This window comes from Rhodococcus sp. NPDC004095 (assembly GCF_053604015.1).
Map to the genome: position 1 here is coordinate 322584 of NZ_JBSGGS010000006.1, position 17068 is coordinate 339651.

The following is a 17068-nucleotide window of genomic DNA, read 5'->3' on the forward strand; positions in this document are numbered from 1 at the left end:
CTAACGAGTGGACTCGAGTCCGATCTCCGCGATCGTGGTCTGGTTCTTGCCGCCGTCGGTGCCGAGCTTGGTGATCCACACCAGCACGCGGCCGGTGCTGCTGTCCATGGTCACCGGGATGGTCGTGACGCCGTTCTCGAGGGTCGCGCGGCCGATCACCTGGGTCTGGTCGAGTGTGGGCCGGTCGCTGGGCGCGGTCCGGATCTCGACCTGCGTGCCGACGCTCGGCGAGGTGATGGTGACCTCGCTCAGCCGCGCCGGTTGCGCCAGACCGACCAGCAGCCCGACACCGTTCTTGAAGCTCGGGAACTGGTCGAAGTACGCGTCGGTGCTCCACTTCGTGGCCGGGTCGCCGTCGACCGCCAGCGCAGCCGTGGTCGGATTGTCGGCCGATCCCTGGGGCGAGAACACCGTCGCACCCGCAGGCGTCACCGGGGTGGGTGCCACCGGTGCCGGGGCGGCGCTGGTCGCGGCCGAGGGTGCCTCCTGACCGGTGGTCAGGCCGATGTTCTGCTCGTTGAGCGGCTCGTCGGAGCTGCTACCGGCCAACAGGTTGGTGAGCCACCAGCCGGCCAGCGCGAGCACGATCACGGTGAGCACGCCGAGCGTCGACAGCGCGATCAGCATCCGGTTGCTGCGGGTCTTCGCGACCTCCGCGCTCTCCTCCTCGGACAGCGCGTGCCCGGTCGAACCGGCCGGCCGCTGACCGAGCCGCAACGCGGGCATCATGTCGGTCTTCTGGTCGACGACCGATGCCTGGTCCAGGACGTGCTGGACCGTCGCGGCGGTGCGGATGCCGCCGTCGCTCTCCAGGGCCCGGACCGCGACCGCGGAGATCTCGAACGGCACTTCCGGTCGCACGACCCGAGGTTCGACCGGACCGGTGCCGTCCCGGTCGGCGAGCTTCATGCCACCGACCGTGTTGACGGGCCGGGTGTCGGCGGGAGCTCCGGACTCGGGCGCCGGGGCCGGCTCCCCGAGCGGCCACCGCGCGGTGATCAGTGCGTAGAGCATCGCGCCCAGCCCGCGGACGTCGGACGGTGCGTCGGCGTCGGACAGCGTCGCGGGGAACGCGAGGACCGCGTTGCCGTCGACGGAGATCCGCACCCGGTCGGGGTGGTCGATGGACAGGGCGCTGCCGCTGCGGTGTGCCGACTCCGCCGCGGACGCCAGTGCCCGGATCGCCCGGGCGGCGCCGACGGGGGACGGCGTGGTGTCGGCCATCTCGCGCAGCGACCGGCCCGGCGTCCACTCGGCGACGACGATGCCGCCGGAGCTGCCGCGGACCACGTCCAGGACCCGGGCCAGGCCGGGCGAGTTGATCCGGCCGAGCCGCAGGGTGCGCGAGAGCACCGCCTGCGGACCGGTGGCGTCGGAGGTGTCGTTGCCGGCGCGCTGCTCCGCGTCGACGAAGGTCAGTGCCACCTCGCGGTCCAGCTTGGTGTCGTGGGCCTGCCAGAACTTCAGGCCCCGGGCGCCACCGTGCGGGGCCAGCAGCCGGTACCGGCCACCGGCGACGGAGGCTCCGGCGATCAGCTTGGGGCCGCGGGGAGCGCTGCGGCGTGCCGTCCCGCTGCCGTCGCCGACCCGCATCGGGGGCAGCTGCGGCGAGCCGATCGGGATGACGCCGGTGTCGACGGTGAGGTCGCGCTCCGGGCGGACCCGGCTGTCGGCGGCACGCTTGTCCGCCGGACGCTTGTCGGCGGGACGCTGGTCGGCGTCGTTCGCCGGTGTGGCCGGACGCTTGTCGGCGGGGCGACTGGACTCGGATTCGGATGCGCGTGGTGCCGGCGCGGACGCCTCCACCGTGGAACTGCCGGTCTGGCCGCCGGCAACGTTTTCGTCGCTCACCCTCGCTCCTTCGTGCAGCTCGTTTGAATCTCCCGTGGTCGGCGCCCCGGTACGTCGGGCACCAGGGTACGGGAGTTGTTCGCCGCCGCCGCGTTCTACCAGAGGACGCCCGATGACGGGTAGCAGTTCGGTGTCTGCCTCGTAGATCGACACGGCGTCGAGGCGTGCCATCGACCCCGTGTCGGACCGTGCGGCGGGTGCCGTCGCGGCGACCGCTCCGGCCTCGGCCGGTGCCACGACCGGCTGTGCCGGCGTCCGGCCCAGCACCCGGTTGACCAGGCGGGTCACCGCGACCGTCCCGGCGACGACCTCGGGGACGCCGGCGATCCGGAGCAGCGTGAACGTCACCGCGAGCATGAGCACGGCGCACAGCCCGACCTGGACGAAGGCGCCGGGCCCGCCGAACCGGTCCCCGAGCCGGTCCAGGCCGAGGAGTTCCTCGGCGGCCAGCATCGCGATGCCACCGGCCACCGAGGCGATGACCACCAGCACGACCGTCTTGCCGACGTTCGCCATGCGCAGCGACCCGAGGCTGCGGCGCAGCAGCACCGCACCGATCACCGCACCGGCGGTGAACCCGAGACCGTTCGCGACACCGAGCAGGCTGACCACCTGCTCGTCGTCGGTCGCCACCACCGGCGCCAGGACCGACAGCACGACCTTCACCGTGGTGATGCCGAGGATGATCCAGGTCGGCGTCCACGCCTGCTCGCGGGCGTAGAAGACGCGCAGGTGGATGAGGACCAGGGCGTACGGGATCAGGGTGAACGCGGACCAGCTCACCGCGTGGCCGAGGCGTTCGGCGTCGTGCTCGCCGAAGTTGCCGTAGCCGAACAGCGCGTGCCCGACCTGGGGTCCGGCGAAGGTCAGGAACACCACGATCGGCAGCAGCGACACCATCGTCAGGCGGGTCGCGACAGAGAGATCGTCGACGACGGCGGGGGTGTTCTCGTCGGCGGCGTTGCGGCTGAGCCGCGGCATGATCGCGGTCAGCACGGTGACGCCGAGGATGCCGTACGGCAGCTGCAGCAACAGCCACGCCTGCTGGTAGATGACCGGTCCCGCGGCGTCCGCGTCCGCCGCGATGCGGGTGCCGATCGCGAAACCGATCTGGCTGATCAGCACGTACAGCACGATGGCGACGCCCATGCCGGCGAACATCTTGAGCCGGGTGTCGAGACCCCACAGCGGGCGCAGGTTGATGCCCTGCCGCCGGATCGCGGGCAGCAGCGTCACCACCTGCACCACCACGCCGAGGGTGAAGCCGAGGCCGAGCACCAGCAGCCGCGTGGTGGTGACCTCGTCACCGCCGGGCAGCAGCCAGTACACGGCCAGCACGGCGAGGACCGTCAGGTTGTTCAGCACCGGCGCCCAGGCACCCGGTTTGAACACCTGCCGGGTGTTGAGGATCGCCGTGAGCAGCGCGGACAGGCCGTAGAACAGGATGGCAGGCAGCAGCAGATAGGCGAAGTTGGTCGACAGGTGCGCATCGACCTTGCCGTCGTTCGGCAGGAACAGGCGGGTCAGCAGCGGCGCGGCGAGCACCGCGGCGGTCGCGGCCAGTCCGAGGGTGACCACCGACAGGGTGAACAGTCTTCGGACGAAGGTGGCGCCGCCGTCCTCGTCCTCCTTCTCGGCCCGCACCAGCACCGGAACGACGATCGCGGTGAGTACCGCTCCGAGCACCAGCTCCGAGATCATGTTCGGCAGCTGGCTTGCGACGGTGAACGAGCTCGCCGCCGCCGAGCCCAGCGCGGTCAGCAGCAGCACCTGCTTGAGGAACCCGGTGATCCGGCTGACGAGTGTCGCGATCGCGATCGACCCGGTCGACGCGATCAGCCGGGAGTTCGAGTTGTCCGGCTCGGTGTCGTCGTCGTACTCGTCGGTGTCGGTCGACGGCACCACCTGCTGAGGTGCGGTCGTCGTCGGCCGCGTCGTTGCCGGTTGGGGCGGCGGGCCGGATTCGGCGACCGGTGGCACGAAACGCTGCGGCATCGCCCGCGTGGCGTCGGAGCCGGGCGCCGCCGCCGGTGCGGGGCGCGGCGGGTACTGCTGCGGTGGATGGGGCGGTGCCGGTTGCGACTGATTCGGGTGGGGCCGGGGCGGGTACGGCCGGGACTGCGGCGGATACGGCTGCTGCGGTGGATACGGCCGCATCGGAGCGGGCGGCTGTCGCCGCGGATCCGGCGGCGGTCCGGCGGGGTTCCGCTCCCAGGGGGCCCGTGAGGGATGAGGCTGCTGGTCGCGACCGGTTTCGACCGGTTGCCGCGCCTGCTCCGGGCCGGTGCCCGGTGGTCGTCGCGTGCTGCCCGTCATCGGCCTTCGTACCCTTCGTCCGCTGGGTCCGGCTGACCCCGGAACCGGTGCCAGAGCCGCCGTCCCGCAAGCAACAACAGTAATGTGCCCGCGCCGCCGGTGATGATCGCCAGCAACTTGCCGTACGAGTTGGAGCGGACCGAGACGGAGGTCGATTCGCCCAATTCGCGGCCGTTCGCGGTGGTCAGTGCCACGTCGACGACCATCTTGCCGGTCTCCGTCACTTTTGCCGGGACCTGGAGCGCGCGGCTGCCGCGCGCAGGCAGCTGCTGGTCGCCGATGTCGGTGATCGTCATGCCCGGCGGTGCCGACAGCCGCAACCGCACGGTGATGCCGACCGGCAGGTCGTTGCGGGCGACGAACAGCAGTGGGCTCTGCTCGGAGGCGAGGGTGTACGCGCCACCTGGGGCGAGCACCGTCACCGAACCGTAGATCCGGCCGAGCGCGGCCTGCACCTGCGTGACCCGCTGTTCCGCGTCGATCGTCGCGACGTTCCGGTCGGCGTCGCGGCGCCCCGCGGTGCTCATCGCGCGAAGCAGGTCTTCCTCGAGCGGTCCGGTGAAATCGGTCGGGGTCAGCGCGGACTGGGGTTCGTACACCAGTGTCTCGGTCAGCGCGTCGATCTCGGGGGCCGCCGCGGTGACGTCCGTGGCGACCGCCGCCGGGGCGCCGTCCGCGGCCGCCTGGTCCGGGTAGTCGAGCTGCAGCGGCGGTGGCGCTGCGGGAAGGTCGAGCAGGTCAGGCACGGAACGGGAGGTCGCCAGCCCGGACCGCAGCATCGTCGACACCGTGGACAGCACCGCGCGGGCCTCGTCGCCGTCGGGTGTCCACTGCTGTGGCGGCACCAGCAGCAGGGAGCGGGGCGCCGCGTCGGCGAGCCGGGAGGCGGTGCTGCGGGCGGTCAACGATTCCCAGGTCATCGCTCCCAGGGCGTCCTGCAGGCGGGCGGTGCGGGAGTCGCCGGCCAGCTCGTAGCGGGCCGACTCCGGGGTGAACGTCGGGGTCTGCGGGCTCGCGCCGACGGCGGCCAACGCGGTGGCGGCGGCGACGTCGAACAGGGTCGCGTACAGCGGCCCGCCGTTGTTGCCACCCTCGAGTGGCACCTTCGCGACCGTGGTCGTGTCGGTGACCGCGTTCGCGGCCAGCAGTGTCGTCGGCCCCAGCCCCGGCAGGCCGGCGGCGGCGGCGGGGTCGAGCACGCCGGAGTCCGGCCACGTCAGACCCCGCACGGAGGTCACGCCGAGCACGCCGTCGACGATGTCGGCGGGCCGCTCGAGCGCGCGGGCGGTCAACGTCGCGTCGCCCACCCGGTGCAGTGCGGTCAGATCCGTCTGGGCGAACGGGACCGCGGTGACGCACATCCGGGACGCCAGGTCCCGGAGCCGGCCCAGCCACTCGCTCGCCGCGGTCTGCCCGGTGCCGTCGTGGGTGGGACCGGTCGGGTCGTCGGGATCGTCGACGACGAGGTAGCCGCGGGTCATGTTGGCCACCGTGACCAGCAGGTCCGGGTCGACGGCCAGGCACATGCTCCGCCCGAGCTGGCGGTCGCGGTCCAGGTCCTCGCCGGTGGCGAAGTCGGCGGCCGCGACGAGCTGTTCGAGCCGGCCACCCTGTGCCAGCGACGTGGCCAGCTCGTCGTCGACGAGCCGCACCTTCTCGTCGTTGGACCCGGGGATCCCGGCCGCCAGCCGCGGGCGGTCGGCGAGTGGCCACATCAGGGTCACCGCGACGGGATCGGTGGTCGACGGGGGTACCGGCCCGGCATCCGGGTCGGACGGGTCGGCGGCATCGGGGTCGCGGGGCAGACCCAGGACCGGGAGCAGGAAGCGGGCGTCGTCGAGGCGGGCGGCCCCGCCGTACTCGGGGGTGCCGTTGACGTTCACCAGCAGCGGGTACACGCCGGGTTCGTCGATGTCCAGGGACGACGCGTCCGACGACCGGAGCGGCAACGCGACGGTGAAGCGGGCGGACTGGCCGATCTCGAGGCGGTCCCGGATCTCGGCGAACGGTCCGACGATGTCGAACTCGTCCTGGTCGGCGGCGAGCACGGTGCGCAGCCGGTCCGGTGTCGTCACCATCGGTGCCCGCTGCAACCGCACCTGGACGTCGGAGACCGCGCGATCGCCGACGTTGGCGACGGTGCCGGTGACCGTGACGGTCGGCGCGCTGGACGTGGTCACGGTGCTGGGGGTGACGGTGTCGACCGTCAGGGACACGAACTGCTGCGACTGCCCCGGGCGCGTGCCGGGCTGGGAAGTCGTCGGTGTCGTGGTCGTCGGAGCCGCGCCGGCGAGGGCGGGGGATCCGAGTGGGGCGGCGAGAGCCAGTGCAGTCAGGGTCGTCGCGGCAAGCCGACGTAGGGCCGTCCTCATCCGTTCTCTCGGGTCCCGTCGCCGACGTTCGAGGTGTCGTCACCGGTCGGGCCGGTGGCCATCCGTGCGATCAGCTCCCCGGCGACCTCCGCGAGCCGGCGTTCGTCCGCGTATGCGAGCCGGGACTCGAGCTCGGTCAGCGGCACCCACGCGACCTCGGTGACCTCGACGTCCTCGTCGGACAGTTCGCCACCCTGGAACCTCAGCAGGTAGTGATGCACGGTCTTGTGCACGCGCCGCCCCTCGGTGACGAACCAGTAGTCGATGCTGCCGAGCGAGGCGAGGATCGTGCCGCGGATTCCGGTCTCCTCCGCGACCTCACGCATCGCGGTCTGCTCGGCGGTCTCCCCCTGCTCGATGTGGCCCTTCGGCAGCGACCAGAGCAGTCGGCCGCGGCGGTCGGTGCGACCGATCAGTGCCGCGCACTGCAGTTCGCTCGGGCCGTCGAGCCCGTCGACGACGAGTCCGCCGGCGGACGTTTCCCGCACCGTGCGCATTCGCGGGTTCGGGCGGTCGCCGTGCCCACCGCGACGCCGCGGGTTGCGGCGGCTGCGGTTCGCGCGTTCGGCAGGAGACACCCAATCGATACTAGTTGTCGCGTGCGGGTGCTCCCGAATCCCACACCGGTGGACCGTCGGCGGGCTCGGGCCGTGGCTGCTCGGGTCGGTAAGCTGCACAGTCGTGGTTTCCCCAACTCCCGATGCCGAGCGTCGCGCGCGCCTGCTCGACGCAGCGACCGTCACCCTGCGCGGCCTGTCGGACGTGCTGACCCCGCTCGGGGCGCGCTTCGCCGACGCCGGGCACGAGCTGTACCTGGTCGGCGGCAGCGTGCGGGATGCGGTGCTCGGCCGGCTCGGCACCGACCTGGACTTCACCACCGACGCCCGGCCCGAGCAGGTGCAGGCGCTGCTGAAGGGGTGGGCGGACAACCAGTGGGACACCGGCATCGCCTTCGGGACGATCAGCGCGGCGAAGGCCGGTCAGCAGATCGAGATCACCACCTTCCGCACCGACGCCTACGACGGGGTGACCCGCAACCCGGAGGTCGCCTACGGCACCAGCCTCGACGAGGACCTGGTCCGCCGCGACTTCACCGTCAACGCGATGGCCGTGCGCATCGGCCCGGCCGGTGAGCAGGAGTTCGTCGACCCGCTCGGCGGGATGGACGCGCTGCTCGCCGGCGTCCTCGACACGCCGGCCGCCCCGGAGATCTCGTTCAACGACGATCCGCTGCGGATGCTGCGCGCCGCGCGGTTCGTCTCCCAGCTCGGCTTCACCCTGGCGCCCCGGGTGCACGACGCGATCGTCGCGATGGCCGACCAGATCGACCGGATCACCGCGGAACGGGTCCGCGCCGAACTCGACAAGCTGATCCTCGGCGAGTACCCGGGTGAGGGCATCGAGGTGATGTGCACGACGGGGCTCGCGGCCCGGGTGATGCCGGAGATCCCGGCGCTGACCCTCGAGATCGACGAGCACCACCAGCACAAGGACGTGTATCAGCATTCGCTGACGGTGCTGCAGCAGGCGATCGACCTCGAGGAGGGCGACCCGGACCTGGTGCTGCGCTGGGCGGCGATCCTGCACGACATCGGCAAGCCGGACACCAAACGCAACGAACCGGGCGGCGGGGTCAGCTTCCACCACCACGAGGTGGTCGGCGCGAAGATGGTGCGCAAGCGGATGCGGGCGCTCAAGTACTCGAAGCAGATGGTCGAGGACGTCTCCCGGCTGGTGTTCCTGCACCTGCGGTTCCACGGCTACGGCGACGGGCAGTGGACGGACTCGGCGGTGCGCCGCTACGTCACCGACGCCGGCGACCTGCTACCGAAGCTGAACAAGCTGGTGCGGGCGGACTGCACCACCCGGAACAAGCGGCGGGCCGCCAAGCTGCGGGCCAACTACGACGATCTCGAGGTGCGGATCGCGCGGATCGCGGAGCAGGAGGATCTGGCGCGGGTGCGCCCCGACCTCGACGGCAACGCGATCATGCAGTTGCTGGGCATCCCGGCGGGACCGGAGGTCGGCCAGGCGTGGACGTTCCTCAAGGAACTGCGCCTGGACCGTGGGCCCCTGCCCCGCGAGGAGGCCGAGGCCGAGCTGCTGAAGTGGTGGGCCGAGCGCTAACCGATCGGGCGGGCCGGGTCGGAGGTCCATTCCGACCAGGAGCCCGGGAACAGCGCCGCGTCGATCCCGGCGAGCCGCAGCGCGACGATCAGCTGGCTGGCATTGATGCCGGAGCCGCAGTACGCGGCCACGGGCCGGGAGCCGTCGATTCCGGCTCGGGCGAAGCGGGCCCGCAGCTCGTCGGCAGACCGGAACCGGCCGTCGGCGGCGAGGACCTCCGTCGCGGGGACGTTCACCGCACCCGGGATGTGACCCGCGACCGGATCGATCGGCTCGACCTCGCCGCGGTAGCGCTCACCGGCCCTGGCGTCGACCAGCACCCCGTCGCGGGCCCGGTCCGCGGCCCCGTTGGCCGTGGTGGTCGGCAGCGCCGCGGCGGACAGGTCCGTTGCCGTGAAGGCGATGTCGCCGATCTCCGGTTCGTGGGAGCCGGTCTGGACGGCCCCTCCCGCGGACAGCCAGGCCGCCCAGCCGCCGTCGAGGACGGTGACCTCGGGGACGCCTGCGGCGGTGAGCAGCCACCAGGCGCGCGAGGCGGGCACGTTGTTCCAGTCGTCGTAGACCACCACGGGAACGCCCGCGCGGACGCCCCACCGACGCGCGGCCTCCGCGAGCCGGCCGCCGCTCGGCAGCGGATGCCGACCGCGGCCGGGGACGCCGTGGTCGCTGAGCTCGGACTCCAGGTCCACATATGCCGCACCCGGAATGTGACCGTCGTCGAACTCGGTTCGCCCGTCCGGCCGGTCGATCCGCCATCGGACGTCGAGGATCACGATGTCCTCCCCTCGACCGAGCCGGGTCAGCAGATCGGCGGGGGCGATGATGTCGGCTGTCATCGCACCAGTGTGCCCTCGCCGGTCAGTTCAGCTGCGCGCGCATGAGATAGACGTTGTAGCTGTCCCATTCGGACATCGTGAAGTACAGGTCGTGTTCGGTGGACCAGGGGTGGATGAAGCCGCCGTACATCGCGGGGTAGTCGGCGGACCGGACGACGGGGACGCCCTTGGTCCAGGTGCCCTGCGGACTCGTCGACTGCCGCAGGACGATCGCGCCTGCGACGGTGTCGAGGTAGCTCATCTGCCACAGCCCGCGCGCCTCGTCGTATCGCACCGACAGTTCGGCGGCGGTGTCGTGCAGGATCGGGGTGGGCCACTTCTCCCCCACCGGCGTCCACTCGCCGTTGACCCAGTACTGGTAGGCGGTCTTGTTGAGCACCTGGTCCTTCGCCACCCGGGCCACCGCGACGGTGCCGAGCCGGCCGTTGGGGGTACCGAACAGGTAGACGTGGTCACCGGCCGGAACCATGCTCGCGACCTGGAAGTTGTTGAGCCCGAAGATGTTCTCCCATCGGGCGTACGGATCCTTGGTCCAGGTCCGGCCGTTGTCGTCGGAGTAGGCGATCCCGCCGTAGTTCGTGTACCAGAGTCCGGGGACGACGCTCCAGCGCCGGACGGACATGTAGCTCATGTACTGCCGGTCGCCGAGCGCGAAGCCGGAGGTGGGGATGGTGGTGGTCTCCCAGTTCTTGATCTTGCGGCTGCCGAGTACCTCGGCGGCGTGGCAGCGGCTGTCCTGCACCATCGAGTCGATGGTCAGCCCGTCGGACAGGTCGCGGTCGGTGCTGTGTCCCACCACGTTCGAGCGCCAGTCGGTGCCGTTGGCTCCGGGCGGGGTCCAGTCCTTGCCGAAGGTGTCGCCGAACGCGATCGTCACCTCTCCGGGCTTGGACTCCCAGGTGATGCCCAGGTCCGTGCCGTTGACCTGCCAGCGCTTGTCGGTGCGGTTGATCGAACCGTGTCCGGTCAGCTGCGCGACCAGGGAAGTGGATTCGACGCTCGCCGCGGGCGGGGCGGCGGTCACCGGTGCCGGTTCGACGGGCGGCGACTGCGGTGCCGGCGCCGGAGGAAGCGGCTCGGACGGACCGGGACCGGGAACGGGAATCGGGATCGGCTCGGGGTCGGGGGTGATCGAGAACCGCGGCACCGACGACCCGTTCGACCCGAGGGACGACCCGAAGGACGAGCCGGTGGACCCGAGTCCCGACGACTCCGGCCCCGACGATTCCGATCCCGACGACGCCGAACCCGACGAGCCGGGGTCGCCGTCCGGTCCCTCGGGCGCAGGGTCGGTCAGATCCGGGCAGGGGTCGGCGCACGGGTCGGCGGGCAACGGCGCCTGCGGTACGCGGGTCTGGTCCTGCGGCGGGTCGGGCACCGGCACCGGCACGATCTGCGGCCACGGGTACCGGATGTCGATGTTGCCGGGGAGGGCCGGTCCGCCCCCGGCGGCCGCGGATGGGTCGAAACCGGTTTCACCGCAGGCGTTGGTCGGTACACTCGGGGCCGCGGACGCCGACGGTGCGGCCAGCAGTGATCCCGATGTGACGAGCGCGAGCGCACACAGCGGTGCTCCGATCCGGCGGTACATCGAGCCCCCTCTTCGGTCGGGTGGCCGTGACGGCCGGTCGGGCGAACGTGCGAGTCGAATCTAACAGCGCACGCCGAGACTCTCGCGCCGCGTCGACCGTTCGACCGACAGTGCGGCGGAGCGGAACCGGCCGCGGCCGTAGTGCGTCCTACCCGTATGGACCTGGTGGAGTACGTCTTTGGAACGGGCGTCGACGACCCGCACGAGTGGGTGTCGACGGCGGACCTCGACCTGGGCGAGCCCGGCGGGCCGGACGCCGTCGCGCTCGACTTCGACGGGGACGGCCTGTGCGACGATGCGCTGTGGGATCGCGACGGTGACGGGGTGGCCGAGTTCTCCGTCCTCGACGCCGGAGCGGAGTCGGTGCGATTCTTCACCGATCCCGACGGGTCGGGCACGTGGGCGGTCGAGGTCGACTCACCGACACCTCGGGGCAACCCGGTCCCGGCCGAATCCCCTGCCGCGGGGTTGCCGGAAGACACTCCGCTCGACACCGACGGCGACGGCACGGTCGACGCGGTGCTCGCGACCCGGGGCAGCGTCACCGAACTACAGGTCGACACCGATGCAGACGGCGGCATGGATCTGCTGCTGGTGGACTCGGACGGGGACGGACTGCTCGATGTCTCGGGGGCAGGCCGCCCGGTGAGTGAAACATACTGAGAAAGCCCTGTTTTCACGGGCGATGGTGATGGGGGTTCAACCGGTGCGACGCGAGTTCGCGGCCACCGCGACGAGACCGAGCGTGTAGACGCCGACCCCGGCGTACACCAGCGCGGGGGTGCGGCCGTCGGGGGCGATAACCGTCGCCGCCGCGGCGAGCGCGGCGAGGAAAGCGATGTTGAAGACGGTGTCCTGGAGCGCGAAGACCTGACCGCGCCGGGTGTCGTCGATGTCGATCTGCATGGCTGCGTCCCCGGTGAGCTTGACGGTCTGCCCGGCGAGGCCGAGCAGGAACGCCCCGATCAGCAGTGACTGCTGGGTCAGGGCCGCGATGAGGGTCGCCTGGACGACGAGGGCGGTGGTCAGGCCGAGCACCACGGTGCGGGTGCGCCCGATCCGAGGGATCAGCAACGGGGTTGCGACGGCGGCGAGCAGCATTCCCGCCGCGGTTGCGCCGACGGCCACTCCGAAACCGGCCAGCCCGCCGGGCAGTGCGCCCTCGGCCGCCGGTGCCCGCAGCAACAGCACCATGATCAGTGTGTCGATTCCGAACACGATGCGGTGCGCGCCGATTCCGGTCATCGCAGTTGTGACGCCGGGCGCCTGCCACACCGCGGTGGCCCCGACACGGAGCCCCGCGGCCACCGCCCGCGCCGCGGCGGCGGTGCCGCCCACACCTGAGGCGGCGGTGCCGCCCACACCTGAGGCGGCGGTGCCGCCCGCACCCCCCGCCGCCGCGGAGCCCGCCACCACGGAGGTGGCGCCGGGCCCGAGGCGGTGCGGGGCGAATCCGGCGGCGGCGACTGCGCCGACCACGGAGCCGAGTGCCGCGACCGCCACCGCGATCCCGGAGCTGCGGTCGCTGCTGCCGAGCAGGCCGATCACGGTCACCGCGGCGCCCGCACCGGCGGCGGAGACGCCGGAGCCGACGGTCGCGAGCACGGAATTGGTGGACACCAGCCAGGATTGGCGCACGACGTGCGGCAGGGACGCGGACACGCCGGCGAGGACGAACCGGCTCACCCCGACGGCGGCGAGGGCGAGGAGCAGGATCGGTGGATTCGGCGCGCCGGCGAGCAGACATCCCGCGGTGGCGAGGATCAGGGTGCCCCGCAAAAGATTTGCCCATTTCAGTACGGCCCGCCGGTCCCAGCGGTCGAGTAGTGCGCCGGCGAAAGGGCCGATCAGTGAGTAGGGCAGCAGCAGGACCGCGAACCCGGCGGCGATGGCAAGGGGGTCGGTGTTCCGTTCGGGGTTGAACAGGATCGCCCCGCCGAGCGCGGCCTGGAACATGCCGTCACCGAACTGGCTGGCGAAGCGCACCGTGACGAGGCGGCCGAGGCCGGGGGTGGCGCGGATCGCCGCGCGCAGCCGGTGGTGCGGGCGTCCGGTTTCATCCGGTACGTCAGTGTTGCCCGCCGGAGTGTTGCCCACGGCCGGACCCTACCGCGACGGGCGCGGAGCCACGGTCCCGCCACCAGGCCACGGTGGTGGCCGCGGCCTCGGGCAGTGGGGTCGGCGTCAGGCCGAGCAGACGTTCGCTGCGGGTCGAGTCCAGAACGAAGGGCCGCTCGAACTGGTAGAGCATCTCGGCGAGTTCGCGGGTCGGTCCGTGCACCCGGCCGACCGCGCGCAGTGCCCAGCCCGGCAGCACGCCGACCTTCGGGTCCTCGACCCCGGCCGCGTCCGCGAACGCCTGCACCATCTGCCGCTGGGTCACCGCCGGTCCGGTCGGGGCGTGCAGCACCGAGTTCCACAGGTCCCGGTTGTCGGCGGCGGCGATCATCGCGGCGGCGAGGTCGGGCACGTAGGTGAACGAGTGCGGCACGTCGAGGGCGCCCATCACCCGGATCCGGCGGCCGGCGAGCAGCGTCGCGACCATCCGTTCGCCGCCGTGGGCCATCAGGGCGTGGGGGCCGAAGAAGTCGGAGGCGGCGACGCTGACGGTCGGGGTCGCGGACCGCTCCCGGGCCCGCAGGAGCTCCGCGCGGATTCCGAGCTTGCCGGTGGTTGCGGTGCGCGGGGTGTGCTCGGTGATCGGGCCGTCGACCGGCCCGTACGAGTACAGGCTCTCCGGGAACACCACGACCGCGCCGGCGCGGCCGGCGGCATCCAGCACCGCGGCCTCGGTGGACGGCAGCTCGCGGCGCCAGGCGGCCGCGGAGTAGGCGGATCCGTGGGTGCAGTGGAACACCGCGGCGGCGCCGTCGAGCGCGTCGTCGAGGGCGCCCGGCACCGAGACGTCGACGCGGCGGCGCTCGATCGCGGGGTGGTCGGGGCCGGAACCGGACCGGGTGAGCAGGCGAACCCGGTCGCCGCGATCGGCGAGTCGGGTGGCCACGGCCCAGCCGACCGGTCCGGCCCCGGTCACCACGTGCAGTGTCGACATGACGTTCTCCTCTGGTCGGGATTGCTGTCGGATTTCGACTTAGAGAGCACTGCTCTCGTTTTGAGAATGCACCCCCGCCGCGCCGGAGTCAAGAGCAGTGCTCTCAAAAGTTGACAGTGCTCACGCTCAGCGGTCAGGCTGAACGACGTGACCGCCACCCCCCGCCAGCGCGCCCGCGAACGGACCCTCGCCGACATCACCCGCATCGGCCGGGATCACCTGGCCCGCGACGGGGCGGCGGCGCTGTCGCTGCGCGCGGTCGCCCGCGACCTCGGTGTGGTGTCCTCGGCCGTGTACCGCTACGTCGCCAACCGGGACGACCTGCTGACCCTGCTGGTCGTCGAGTGCTACACCGAACTCGGCGACGCCGTCGACGCCGCGCTCGCCGCCGTCGACACCGAGGATGCGCCGGACCGGCTGCGGGCACTCGGGCACGCGGTCCGCGAATGGGCGCTCGGCGAACCCGCCGGCTACGCCCTGCTGTTCGGCAGCCCGGTGCCCGGCTACCACGCACCCGCGGAGCGGACCACCGGTCCCGGAACCCGGGTGATCACCGCGCTCGTCCGGATCGTCGAGGACGCCCACCGCGCCGGAACCCTGCGCGCGATGCCCTCCCCGCCGGTGGCCGAGTCGCTGCGTCGCGACGCCCGGCGCATCCGCGCGGAGCTGGGCCTCGACCTGCCGGACGAGGCGCTGGCCAGGGCGGTGCTGCTGTGGGTGTCACTGTTCGGCGCCGTGGGGTTCGAGGTGTTCGGGCAGTACGGCACCGACACGTTCTCCGATCCGCGGGCACTGTTCGATCACCACCTGACCGTGCTCGCCGACACGGTCGGCCTGTAGCGGAGGGCCGCCTCGGCCAGGACACGGGTCGGCCCCTGCGGTGCAATGATTGTGCGGTGGATCCCGCAGACGAACCCGACGACCGCACGGCCTCGACGGAACCCGTGGTGCGGCCGGGCAGCCTGCTGGTCTCCGCCACCGACCTGACCGAACCGGCCTTCCGGCGCACGGTCGTCTACGTCATCGAGCACAACGAGGCGGGCAGCCTCGGCGTCGTCCTCAACCGGCCCAGCGAGGCCGCCGTGCACACCGTCCTGCCGCAGTGGGCCGAGTTGTGCACCCGCCCGAAGGCCCTCCACGTCGGCGGCCCGGTCAAGCTCGACTCCGCCCTGTGCCTGGCCACGCTGCGGACCGGCGCGAACATCGACGGCGTTCACGGCCTGCGCCGGGTCCACGGCCGCGTGGTGATGGTGGATCTGGACAGCGACCCCGACCAGGTGGGCAGCCACATCGAGGGACTCCGGGTGTTCGCCGGATACTCCGGGTGGACGATGGGTCAGCTCGACGGTGAACTGCAGCGCGACGACTGGATGGTCGTCTCCGCGTTGCCGTCCGACGTGATCGGCCCGCCGCGCGTGGACCTGTGGGCGCAGGTTCTGCGCAGGCAACCGCTCCCGCTCTCGCTGCTCGCCACTCACCCGATCGAGGTCGATCGCAACTGATCCGGCAGCGACACCTGTAACCCGTAGAACCCTCCTGAACCGAACCGGTCCCGATACCGTGGTCCGGTCGGGAGGAGACGGATGCCGCAGGATCAGGCGGAACTGATGCGTGTCCTGTACGGGGAGCACGCGGCGGCGCTGTGGCGGTACGCGATGAGACTGACCGGTGATCGGGTCCAGGCGGAGGACATCGTCCAGGAGACGCTGCTCCGCGCCTGGCAGCGGCCCCGGATCCTCGACCAGAGCGAGCGGTCCGCGCGGGCCTGGCTGTTCACCGTCGCCCGGAATCTGGTCGTCGACTCGAGCCGCAGTGCCCGGGCGAAACGGGAGTTCGGCACCGACAGTCCCCCGGAGCAGGCGACACCGGACGCCTCCGAGGCCGCCCTCGACTCCTGGCTGATCGCGGATGCGCTCGCCCAGCTCAGCCCCGACCACCGCGCCGTGCTGGTCCGGTCCTACTACCGCGGCATGTCGACGCGCCAGATCGCCGACGACCTCGACATCCCGGACGGCACCGTCAAGTCGCGGCTGCACTACGCACTGCGCGCCCTTCGGCTGGCGCTGCAGGAGATGGGGGTGACACCGTGACCACCGACCCGGACGTCTACGCGGACTGGGACGCTGCCTACGTGCTCGGCTCCCTCGACGCCGACGACCGCCGTGCCTACGAGGAGCACCTCGGCGGTTGCGACCGGTGTGCGCTGGCCGTCGCCGAGGTCGCCGGGCTGCCTGCGCTGCTCGGGAAGGTGCCCGCCGATACGGCACTCGGACTCGATGCACCCTCGCCGGCGGGTCCGACGCCGATCCCGCTGCGCGGGGACGCTGCCGGAGACCCGCCGCCCGACCTGCTGCCGAGACTGATGGCGGCGACCCGTCCGCGGCGGCACTGGGGCCGGGCCGCGGCGATCGGGGTGGGTGCGGCGGCCGCGGCGGCCGCGCTGGCGGCGGCCGTGACGTTGCTGCCGACCGAGCCGACCGGTCCGTCGCCGAACATGCCGCAGGGCCCGTCGGCGCCGGTGACGGCGCAGGCCATGGAGCCGGTCGTGCCCAGCTCGGTGACCGCCGAGGTGTCGGTGATCGCGCAGTCGTGGGGCAGCCGGATCGACGTGGTCTGCCGCTACGAGGCCCCGCCCGGCGGCGGATACGGGACCGAACGGTCCGACTACGAGCTGATCCTCACCGACCACAGCGGCACCCGCACCACCCTGGCCACCTGGTCCGCCGCGGCCGGGGAAACGGTGACGCCGTCGGCGACGACGAGTGTGCCGATGCTGTGGATCGAACGTGTCGACATCCGCTCGGTGACAACCGATCAGGTGATCCTGACCAGCACCTTCTGACGGATCTCGGCGCGGTTCACGACCGGTGTGAACCGTTCGACGCCGACGTTCGTGTCCCTCGGTGAAGCACTGGGGCCGGGC

The 17068-nt window shown here is 72.1% G+C and carries 13 protein-coding genes; 6 read left to right on the forward strand and 7 right to left on the reverse strand.

All coding sequences use genetic code 11. From position 1 onward, the window contains the following. The 3 genes from murJ to ACWEPG_RS14565 all read right to left on the reverse strand — a co-directional run bounded on the left by murJ (position 1) and on the right by ACWEPG_RS14565 (position 7117). Positions 1-3846, reverse strand: a complete 3846-nt coding sequence (murJ, locus tag ACWEPG_RS14555; RefSeq protein WP_452594663.1) for a murein biosynthesis integral membrane protein MurJ — start codon at positions 3844-3846, stop codon at positions 1-3. Positions 3847-4163: 317 nt separating this feature from the next. Beyond that, positions 4164-6539, reverse strand: a complete 2376-nt coding sequence (locus ACWEPG_RS14560) for a DUF6049 family protein (protein WP_450113843.1) — start codon at positions 6537-6539, stop codon at positions 4164-4166. After that, positions 6536-7117, reverse strand: coding sequence for an NUDIX hydrolase (locus ACWEPG_RS14565; RefSeq protein ID WP_450113842.1), 582 nt, complete (start codon positions 7115-7117; stop codon positions 6536-6538). The genes ACWEPG_RS14560 and ACWEPG_RS14565 overlap by 4 nt, the downstream gene beginning before the upstream one ends. A 103-nt stretch (positions 7118-7220) precedes the next feature. On the opposite strand from ACWEPG_RS14565, the gene ACWEPG_RS14570 reads away from it, so the two are divergent. Beyond that, positions 7221-8666, forward strand: a complete 1446-nt coding sequence (locus tag ACWEPG_RS14570) for a CCA tRNA nucleotidyltransferase (protein ID WP_450113841.1) — start codon at positions 7221-7223, stop codon at positions 8664-8666. Here ACWEPG_RS14570 and ACWEPG_RS14575 read toward each other — a convergent pair. Continuing rightward, on the reverse strand, positions 8663-9502 hold the full coding sequence (locus ACWEPG_RS14575) for a sulfurtransferase (RefSeq protein ID WP_450113840.1): 840 nt from the start codon (positions 9500-9502) through the stop codon (positions 8663-8665). The two genes, ACWEPG_RS14570 and ACWEPG_RS14575, sit on opposite strands and share 4 nt — an antisense overlap. Before the next feature lie 22 nt (positions 9503-9524). After that, the gene (locus tag ACWEPG_RS14580) at positions 9525-11093 is read right to left on the reverse strand and encodes a DUF4185 domain-containing protein (RefSeq protein ID WP_450113839.1); all 1569 of its coding nucleotides are present in this window, start codon (positions 11091-11093) and stop codon (positions 9525-9527) included. 156 nt (positions 11094-11249) lie between these two features. Between ACWEPG_RS14580 and ACWEPG_RS14585 the strand changes: the two genes are divergently transcribed. After that, the gene (locus ACWEPG_RS14585; RefSeq protein ID WP_452594664.1) at positions 11250-11756 is read left to right on the forward strand and encodes a hypothetical protein; all 507 of its coding nucleotides are present in this window, start codon (positions 11250-11252) and stop codon (positions 11754-11756) included. 36 nt (positions 11757-11792) lie between these two features. Here ACWEPG_RS14585 and ACWEPG_RS14590 read toward each other — a convergent pair whose 3' ends face one another. Further along, positions 11793-13127, reverse strand: coding sequence for a hypothetical protein (locus tag ACWEPG_RS14590; RefSeq protein WP_452594687.1), 1335 nt, complete (start codon positions 13125-13127; stop codon positions 11793-11795). 34 nt (positions 13128-13161) lie between these two features. Next, positions 13162-14145 carry an NAD-dependent epimerase/dehydratase family protein gene (locus ACWEPG_RS14595; RefSeq protein ID WP_452594665.1) on the reverse strand — a complete coding sequence of 328 codons (984 nt, stop codon included), beginning with the start codon at positions 14143-14145 and terminating at the stop codon, positions 13162-13164. 147 nt (positions 14146-14292) lie between these two features. On the opposite strand from ACWEPG_RS14595, the gene ACWEPG_RS14600 reads away from it, so the two are divergent. From ACWEPG_RS14600 to ACWEPG_RS14615, 4 genes are all read left to right on the forward strand, one after another. Next, positions 14293-14985 carry a TetR/AcrR family transcriptional regulator gene (locus ACWEPG_RS14600; protein ID WP_450113836.1) on the forward strand — a complete coding sequence of 231 codons (693 nt, stop codon included), beginning with the start codon at positions 14293-14295 and terminating at the stop codon, positions 14983-14985. Between the two features lie 56 nt (positions 14986-15041). Continuing rightward, on the forward strand, positions 15042-15647 hold the full coding sequence (locus ACWEPG_RS14605; RefSeq protein ID WP_450113835.1) for a YqgE/AlgH family protein: 606 nt from the start codon (positions 15042-15044) through the stop codon (positions 15645-15647). 81 nt (positions 15648-15728) lie between these two features. Further along, entirely contained in the window at positions 15729-16235 is a 507-nt protein-coding gene (locus ACWEPG_RS14610) for a sigma-70 family RNA polymerase sigma factor (protein ID WP_450113834.1), read from the forward strand. Next, the gene (locus ACWEPG_RS14615; RefSeq protein ID WP_452594666.1) at positions 16232-16987 is read left to right on the forward strand and encodes an anti-sigma factor family protein; all 756 of its coding nucleotides are present in this window, start codon (positions 16232-16234) and stop codon (positions 16985-16987) included. The genes ACWEPG_RS14610 and ACWEPG_RS14615 overlap by 4 nt, the downstream gene beginning before the upstream one ends. Positions 16988-17068: the final 81 nt, after the last annotated feature.

What these genes read in the sequence shown, in the direction of transcription:
- ACWEPG_RS14585 (WP_452594664.1), top strand. Translation starts at nt 11,250, where the DNA reads ATGGACCTGGTGGAGTACGTCTTTGGAACGGGCGTCGACGACCCGCAC.
- ACWEPG_RS14575 (WP_450113840.1), bottom strand. Translation starts at nt 9,502, where the DNA reads ATGACAGCCGACATCATCGCCCCCGCCGATCTGCTGACCCGGCTCGGT.
- ACWEPG_RS14595 (WP_452594665.1), bottom strand. Translation starts at nt 14,145, where the DNA reads ATGTCGACACTGCACGTGGTGACCGGGGCCGGACCGGTCGGCTGGGCC.
- ACWEPG_RS14580 (WP_450113839.1), bottom strand. Translation starts at nt 11,093, where the DNA reads ATGTACCGCCGGATCGGAGCACCGCTGTGTGCGCTCGCGCTCGTCACA.
- ACWEPG_RS14560 (WP_450113843.1), bottom strand. Translation starts at nt 6,539, where the DNA reads ATGAGGACGGCCCTACGTCGGCTTGCCGCGACGACCCTGACTGCACTG.
- murJ (WP_452594663.1), bottom strand. Translation starts at nt 3,846, where the DNA reads ATGCCGCAGCGTTTCGTGCCACCGGTCGCCGAATCCGGCCCGCCGCCC.
- ACWEPG_RS14610 (WP_450113834.1), top strand. Translation starts at nt 15,729, where the DNA reads ATGCCGCAGGATCAGGCGGAACTGATGCGTGTCCTGTACGGGGAGCAC.